This window comes from Ilumatobacter sp., from assembly GCF_030065885.1.
Taxonomy (GTDB): domain Bacteria; phylum Actinomycetota; class Acidimicrobiia; order Acidimicrobiales; family Ilumatobacteraceae; genus Ilumatobacter.
This window is the reverse complement of sequence record NZ_JASJCS010000170.1, coordinates 1-8,503: the sequence shown is the minus strand read 5'-3', so window position 1 is coordinate 8,503 and position 8,503 is coordinate 1. Positions and strand designations below refer to the sequence as shown.

General features: G+C 68.3%; 2 protein-coding genes and 1 pseudogene. 2 read left to right on the top strand and 1 reads right to left on the bottom strand.

Features of this window, described 5'->3' with window-relative positions; genetic code table 11:
• Positions 1-15 precede the first annotated feature (15 nt).
• Together QNJ12_RS22640 and QNJ12_RS22635 are read left to right on the top strand one after the other, a co-directional pair.
• Positions 16-3,624, top strand: coding sequence for a DNA-directed RNA polymerase subunit beta (locus QNJ12_RS22640; protein WP_300626205.1), 3,609 nt, complete (start codon positions 16-18; stop codon positions 3,622-3,624).
• Positions 3,625-3,657: 33 nt separating this feature from the next.
• Positions 3,658-7,524: a DNA-directed RNA polymerase subunit beta' gene (locus QNJ12_RS22635; RefSeq protein WP_300626203.1), complete on the top strand. Its 3,867-nt coding sequence runs from the start codon at positions 3,658-3,660 to the stop codon at positions 7,522-7,524.
• Positions 7,525-7,779: 255 nt separating this feature from the next.
• Here the strand turns inward: QNJ12_RS22635 and QNJ12_RS22630 are convergent.
• Positions 7,780-8,503: pseudogene (locus QNJ12_RS22630) on the bottom strand (hypothetical protein); the annotation flags it as partial.

Genomic DNA, 8,503 nt, shown 5'->3' with positions numbered 1-8,503 from the left:
ACATCGAGGTGATCTGTGGCTACTCGCTCGACCTCCCGTGAGCGTTACTCGTTCGCGAACCTGGACGAACCGCTCGAACTCCCGGACCTCATCGCCATCCAGCGGGAGAGCTTCCAGTGGTTCCTCGAGGAGGGGCTCGCGAACACGTTCCGCGACATCAGCCCCATCAAGGACTTCTCCGAGGCGCTCCAACTCGAGCTCGAGTTCGATCCGTTCGACGAGGATCTGCGCCCGCCGCCCAAGTTCTCCGTCGAGGAGTGCAAGGAAAAGGACATGACCTACAGCGCGCCGATCTTCGTGCGCGCCCGGTTCATGAACCGCAACACGGGCGAGATCAAGGAGCAGACGGTCTTCATGGGCGATCTGCCCGCGATGACCGACAAGGGCACGTTCATCATCAACGGCACCGAGCGTGTCGTCGTGTCGCAGCTCGTGCGCAGCCCCGGCGTCATCTTCGAGCCGGGCGAGCGGTACCGCCTCCGCAACCTGACCAAGCACCAGCTCGTCAAGGGCACGATCCACCCGTACCGCGGCGAGTGGATGGAGTTCGACGTCGAGCACCGGCCCGGCAAGGACGTCACGTGCGGCACGCGCGTCGCCCGCAAGCGTCGCCTCGGCATCTTCACGCTCCTGCGGGCGTTGGGATACGACGAGGAGAACGCGCCGGGCTTCCTCGACCGGTTCGTCGCCGAGTTCGACTTCCTCGAGGGCCAGTGGGACAAGGAGCGCGACGTCGCCCCGACCCAGGACGAGGCGCTGATCGAGATCTACAAGCGGGCCCGGCCGGGCGAGCCGCCCACCGTCGACTCGGCCAAGGCGTACTTCCGCAACGCGTTCTTCGAGAACCGCCGCTACGACCTCAGCCGCGTCGGCCGCTACAAGCTGAACCGCAAGCTCGGCGCCGAGCTCGAGCGGATCGGTGAGCAGTTCGACCTGATCGGCAAGACCAACGTCGAGGGCGAGCCGCTGCTCGACCTGCCCGAAGACGGCCAGCACGTGCTCAGCCGCTGCGAGGTGCTCGCTGCGATCACGTACATGCTCAACCTCGTCAAGCAGGAGCCCGGCTACCGGCTCGACGACCAGGACCACTTCGCCAACCGCCGCATCCGCAGCGTCGGCGAGCTGATCCAGAACCAGGTCCGGATCGGCCTCAGCCGCATGGAGCGGGTCGTGCGCGAGCGCATGACGACCCAGGACGTCGAGGCGATCACGCCCCAGACCCTGATCAACATCCGCCCGGTCGTGGCGGCGATCAAGGAGTTCTTCGGCACGTCGCAGCTGTCGCAGTTCATGGACCAGGTCAACCCGCTCTCGGGCCTCACCCACCGGCGCCGCCTCTCGGCGCTCGGCCCGGGTGGCCTCAGTCGTGAGCGCGCCGGCTTCGAGGTCCGCGACGTCCACTTCTCGCACTACGGCCGGATGTGCCCGATCGAGACACCCGAGGGTCCGAACATCGGCCTGATCGGCGGACTGTCCACGTTCGCCCGCGTCAACGAGTTCGGCTTCATCGAGTCGCCGTACCGCAAGGTCGAAGACGGCAAGGTCACCGGTGAGATCGTCTACATGGCCGCCGACGAGGAGGAGAACTACGTCGTCGCCCAGGCCAACACGCCGATCAACGAAGACGGCTCGCTCAGCGACGACCGCGTCCTCGTGCGCCGGTCGCCGCAGGCCGCCAGCCTCGACGACCTCCGCAAGATGCTCGAGCAGGAGAGCTTCTTCGGCGCCACCACCGACATCGGCTACGTCCCGCCGACCGAGGTCGACTTCCTCGACGTCAGCCCGAAGCAGATCGTCTCGGTCGCCACGGCGCTGATCCCGTTCCTCGAGCACGACGACGCCAACCGTGCGCTGATGGGTGCCAACATGCAGCGTCAGGCCGTGCCCCTGCTGCGGGCCGAGGCGCCGTACATCGGCACCGGCATCGAAGACCGCGCCGCCCGTGACGCCGCCGACCTCGTCGAGGCGCTCGGCGACGGCGAGGTCACCGAGGTGACCGGTGCGTCGATCACGGTCGAGTACAAGAACGAGGGCCGCAAGGTCTACGGCCTGTCGAAGTTCCGCCGCTCCAACCAGGACACCTGCATCAACCAGCGTCCCCGGGTCACCGAGGGCGACAAGGTCAAGAAGGGCACGATCCTCGCCGACGGCCCGTCGACCGATCACGGTGAGCTCGCGCTCGGCAAGAACCTGCTGGTCGCGTTCATGCCGTGGGAGGGCTACAACTTCGAGGACGCGATCATCCTCTCCGAGCGGCTCGTCCGCGACGACGTGCTCACGTCGATCCACATCCACGAGCACGAGGTCGACGCCCGCGACACCAAGCTCGGGCCCGAGGAGATCAGCCGCGACATCCCCAACCTGAGCGACGACATCCTCGCCGACCTCGACGATCGCGGGATCATCCGCGTCGGTGCCGAGGTCGGGCCCGGTGACGTGCTCGTCGGCAAGGTCACCCCGAAGGGCGAGACCGAGCTGACCCCCGAGGAGCGGCTGCTGCGTGCGATCTTCGGCGAGAAGGCCCGCGAGGTCCGCGACACGAGCCTCAAGGTCCCGCACGGCGAGTCGGGCAAGGTCATCGACGTCAAGGTGTTCAACCGCGACGACGGCGACGAGCTGCCCCCCGGCGTCAACCAGCTCGTCCGGGTCTACGTCGCCCAGAAGCGCAAGATCTCGGTCGGCGACAAGCTCGCCGGACGCCACGGCAACAAGGGCGTCATCTCCAAGATCCTGCCGGTCGAGGACATGCCGTACACCAAGGACGGCATGCCGGTCGACATCATCCTCAACCCGCTCGGCGTGCCGAGCCGGATGAACGTCGGCCAGGTGCTCGAGTCGCACCTCGGCTACTGCGCCCGCTGGGGCTGGACCGATCCCGACGGCCACCAGGTCGGTCAGGAGCCGGTCCGCGGGACCGAGCGCAAGACGCGCCCGACCACCGACCCGGCGACGTTCATCGCCACCCCGGTGTTCGACGGTGCGAACTGGGACGAGGAGGAGAAGGCCGGCAAGCACCCGACGATCCAGCAGATCTTCGAGGGCCTCAACCCCGACTCCGCCGACGGCGTCCGCCAGATCGGCGTCAACGGCAAGCAGATGCTGTTCAACGGCCGCACCGGCGAGGCGTACGACAAGCCGATCACGACCGGCTACATGTACATCCTGAAGCTGGCCCACCTCGTCGACGACAAGATCCACGCCCGCTCCACCGGCCCGTACTCGATGATCACCCAGCAGCCGCTCGGCGGGAAGGCCCAGTTCGGTGGCCAGCGCTTCGGTGAGATGGAGGTGTGGGCGCTCGAGGCGTACGGCTCGGCCTACTGCCTCCAGGAGCTGCTCACGATCAAGTCCGACGACGTGCTCGGCCGCGTCAAGGTCTACGAGGCGATCGTCAAGGGCGACAACATCCCCGAGCCCGGCGTGCCCGAGAGCTTCAAGGTGCTCATGAAGGAGATGCAGGCGCTCTGCATCAACGTCGAGGTGCTCGGCGACGACGGCCGCGAGATCGAGATGCGAGATCTCGACGACGAGGTCTTCCGCGCCGCCGAGGAGCTCGGCATCGACATCTCCCGTCCGGAGCGTGGCTCCGACGACGAGGACGACCGCCAGCGGGCCAGCCGCTGATCAGGAACTGACGAGAGACAAGGAACCCACTCGATGCTCGACGTCAACATGTTCGACCAGCTCAAGATCGGGCTGGCCACCGCCGACCAGATCCGACTCTGGAGCCACGGCGAAGTCAAGAAGCCCGAGACGATCAACTACCGCACGCTGCGTCCCGAGAAGGACGGCTTGTTCTGCGAGAAGATCTTCGGCCCCACCCGCGACTGGGAGTGCTACTGCGGCAAGTACAAGCGTGTCCGCTTCAAGGGCATCATCTGCGAGCGGTGCGGCGTCGAGGTCACCCGCTCGAAGGTGCGCCGTGACCGCATGGGTCACATCGAGCTGTCCGCACCGGTCGTGCACATCTGGTACCTGCGCGGCACGCGCTCGTGGCTGGCCTACCTGCTCGCGGGCATCGAGCCCAAGGAGGAGCTCAAGGCCAAGCAGCTCGAGAAGGTGATCTACTTCGCCGCCAACCTCGTGACCTGGGTCGACGAGGACAAGCGACACGAAGACCTCGAGAGCCTCGAGGCCGAGTACCTCGAAGAGCGCGACGAGATCCGCAAAGAGCTCGATCTGGCGATCGACCGCCGCTACAAGGACCTCGAGACCGAGGCCGAGGCCGCCGAGGCCGAGGGTAGCGACACGAAGAAGATGAAGCGCGAGGCCGAGAAGGAGATCGAGTCGCTGCGCGAGCGCTACGAGATGGAGCTCGACCTCGTCGAGCGGGCCTGGGACGAGTTCAAGGCCCTCCACTCGCGCAAGATCATCGAGGACGAGATGCTGTGGCGCGAGCTGCGCGACAAGTACGGCGACTACTTCGAGGGCGGCACCGGCGCGGACGCGATCAAGAGCCTGATCGACCGCATCGACTTCGACGAGGAGGAGGCCAAGCTCCGCAACGCGATCGATCCGCCCGAGGGCCAGAAGCCGCTCAGCGCCCAGCGCAAGCAGAAGGCGATCAAGCGCCTCAAGATCGTCGCGTCGTTCAACCGGCGCGACGACCACGAGCGTCGCATCAACGACCCGAAGGCGATGATCCTCGACGTCGTCCCGGTGATCCCGCCCGAGCTTCGGCCGATGGTGCAGCTCGACGGTGGCCGCTTCGCCACGTCCGACCTCAACGACCTCTACCGCCGGGTCATCAACCGCAACAACCGGCTGAAGCGGCTGCTCGACCTCGGCGCCCCCGAGATCATCGTCAACAACGAGAAGCGCATGCTGCAGGAGGCCGTCGACGCATTGTTCGACAACGGCCGCCGCGGCCGCCCGGTCACCGGTCCGGGCAACCGTCCGCTCAAGTCGTTGTCCGACATGCTCAAGGGCAAGCAGGGCCGGTTCCGCCAGAACCTGCTCGGCAAGCGCGTCGACTACTCGGGCCGTTCGGTGATCGTCGCCGGTCCCACGCTCAAGCTGCACCAGTGCGGCCTGCCGAAGCTGATGGCGCTCGAGCTGTTCAAGCCGTTCGTCATGAAGCGCCTCGTCGATCTCGAGCTGGCCCAGAACATCAAGACCGCCAAGCGCATGGTCGAGCGGCGCCGCCCGCAGGTGTGGGACGTCCTCGACGACGTGATCAAGGAGCACCCGGTGCTCCTCAACCGTGCGCCGACGCTGCACCGCCTCGGCATCCAGGCGTTCGAACCGGTGCTGGTCGAGGGCAAGGCGCTCCAGATCCACCCGCTCGTGTGCACCGCCTTCAACGCCGACTTCGACGGTGACCAGATGGCGATCCACGTGCCGCTGTCGGCAGAGGCACAGGCCGAGGCCCGCGTGCTGATGCTCAGCGCCAACAACATCCTGTCGCCGGCGTCGGGTCGCCCGATCGTGACGCCGACCCAGGACATGGTGATCGGCGGCTTCTACCTGACCGAGCACGTCGACGGCGCGGCGGGCGAGGGTCGCATCTTCCGCCACCTGTGGGAGGCGCTGCGAGCGTACGACGAGGGGACGCTCGAGCTGCACGCCTCGATCGTCATGCGGCCGGGCAACGGCGCCGAGCCGTACGACACGACGCTCGGTCGAGCGTTGTTCCAGGAGGCGTTGCCCGACGGGTACGCCGAGCGATTCGGCTACATCCAGGACACGGTCAAGAAGCGCGAGATGGGTGTCATCGTCGAGCGCCTGTCCGACAACTACAACGCAGTCGAGGTCGCCCACGCGCTCGACGCGATCAAGAACCTCTGCTACCGCTTCGCGTCGCAGTCCGGCCTGACCGTGTCGATCGACGACGTGCGCACGCCGCACGTCAAGCGTGAGCTGCTCGACGGCTACGAGGCCCAGGCCGACAAGGTCGAGACGCAGTTCCGTCGGGGCATCATCACCGACGGCGAGCGCCGTCAGCAGGAGGTCCGCATCTGGACCGACGCCACGGCCGAAGTCCAGGCCGCGATGGAGGACGAGTTCAAGGCGCAGCGCTTCAACCCGATCGACATGATGGTCGGCTCCGGCGCCCGCGGGAACATGACCCAGATGCGCCAGATCGCCGGCATGCGCGGCCTGGTCGCCAACCCCCGCGGTGACATGATCCCGCGTCCGATCAAGTCGAACTTCCGTGAGGGGCTCGAGACGCTCGAGTACTTCATCGCCACGCCGGGCGCCCGCAAGGGCCTCGTCGACACTGCGCTCCGCACCGCCGACTCGGGCTACCTGACCCGTCGCCTCGTCGACGTCGCGCAAGAGCTCATCGTCCGCGAGGAAGACTGCGGCACGACGCTCGGCGTCTGGATCAACAACGTCCAGGCCGACACGGCCAACGTGCGCACCTACCTCGAGACGAAGCTGTTCGGGCGTGCGCTCCTGCAAGACGTCGCGCTGTCCGACGGCACGATCCTCGCTCGCAACACCATCGTGGGCGAGGACGAGATGGCGGCCCTGCGCGACGACGAGGCGATCGACCGGGTGCGTGTCCGGTCGGTGCTCACGTGCGACGCCGAGCTCGGCATCTGCGCGATGTGCTACGGGCGCTCGCTCGCCACCGGCAAGCCGATCGAGCTCGGTGAGGCGGTCGGCGTCATCGCCGCGCAGTCAATCGGCGAGCCCGGTACGCAGCTGACCATGCGGACCTTCCACACCGGTGGTGTGGCCGGCAAGGACATCGCCGGTGGTCTGCCCCGCGTCGTCGAGCTGTTCGAGGCTCGCACCCCGAAGGGGTCGGCCCGCCTGGCCAAGGCCACGGGTGTGCTGCGCCTCGGCGAGGACGAGGGCAAGGGCATCCCGGTCACCGTGGTCGACGACGCCGGCGACGAGCACGAGATCGTGCTCCCGCTCGGTGCGCGCCCGATCGTCGAGGACGGCCAGGAGGTCAAGGCCGGCGATCCGATCACCGACGGCCCCTTCGACCCGAAGGAGTTGATGGAGATCAAGGGCATCCGCGAGACGCAGGTGTACCTCGTCGAAGAGGTGCAGCGCGTGTACCGCGACCAGGGCGTGTCGATCCACGACAAGCACATCGAGCTGATCGTGCGTCAGATGACACGGCGGGTCGGCGTGCAGGAGACCGGCGGTACCGACTTCCTGCCGGGCGAGCGCGTCGACTCCAAGGTGTTCCGCGACACGAACCGTCACATGGTCGAGGAGGGCAAGCGGCCCGCCGAGGGACGACCCGAGATCATGGGCATCACCAAGGCGTCGCTGGCCACCGAGTCGTGGCTGTCGGCGGCGTCGTTCCAGGAGACGACCCGGGTGCTCACCGAGGCGGCGATCGACGGCAAGTCCGACAGCCTGATCGGCCTCAAGGAGAACATCATCATCGGCAAGCTGATCCCAGCCGGTACCGGCATGATGAAGTACCGCGAGTTCGGCATCGAAGCGCCCGACTACGAGCCGATGACCTACTACTCGAGCGACGCCGAGGACGAGGATCCCGCGGCGTTCCTCGCCAACCTGCACGGCTCGTACGAGGGCGAACCCGCCACGAGCTGACGGTCCGAGCCAGAACCGACGCACGAGGCCCGGGGGCGACCCCGGGCCTCGGCGCGTCCGGTGGTCGCCGACGGTGCTCTCGCTCGCCGACGAGCTGAAGCGATCGTCGCCGCAGGTTCCGAGGCGTTCGACGATGGAGCGATCGCCGTCGTGCCGACCGGCGCCGCCGAACTGGTCGACTTGCTCGCCCAGAGCGAGTGCGGCCCGGTGTCCCCGGGCCGATCCATCGGCGACCCCGCTGTGGTCGGCGCCCGTTCAGTCGCGGCGCGAGCCGCTCGGCGGTGTCTCGCCGTCCGGTCGCGTGGGGGCGCCGGCGGGCTGCCCGTCGGCGCGTTGGTCGCCGTCCTGGGCACCCGGCGCAGCGGTGTGTGCCCGTGAGGTCGCTGCGCCGGGTGCTTCGGAGGTCGTGGCGCGCCGGCCGTCGGGGAGCACCCGTGCGGTCGGCGCCTGCGGCACCGGGAGGTTCCAGACCGAGCTCTCTCCGGTCGGTCGGCGGTGCATGAGCGGACGGGGCCGCAGCGTCGACGTGGCGATCGCGGTGGCCGCGCTGTCGAACTCGCCCGCCCGCCGGGACGGCTGGGCCCGACGCGGCAGTGCCGCCGTCTCGGGCATGTCCACTCCGGCCGGGAGCGAGGTGTCGGCCGGCTCGGCCGGTCCGACGGGCTCGGTCGATGTCGCCGTGGCGGCGGGTGTGATCTCGGCCTGTCCGGGGTCGGCGGCGGGCCGCGCTGCGTCCAGACTGGCAGCGGCCGGATGCGGCACGACGCTCGGCTCGGCGCGCCGCGAGGATGCGGCCTGTGCGCCGGGCGCGGAGAGCGCGTCGATCGCTGCGCGGCGCAGACGACGAGTCGTGCGCTCCACGGGTTCGCCGCCGCGGCGAGCCTCGTGCACGTGTCGCTCGGGCTCGTTCGAGGGCATCGCCGCAGCTGGCGATGGTGCGGGGGTGGGGCCGGTGGCGGTCGCGGTCGCGGCGAGCGGT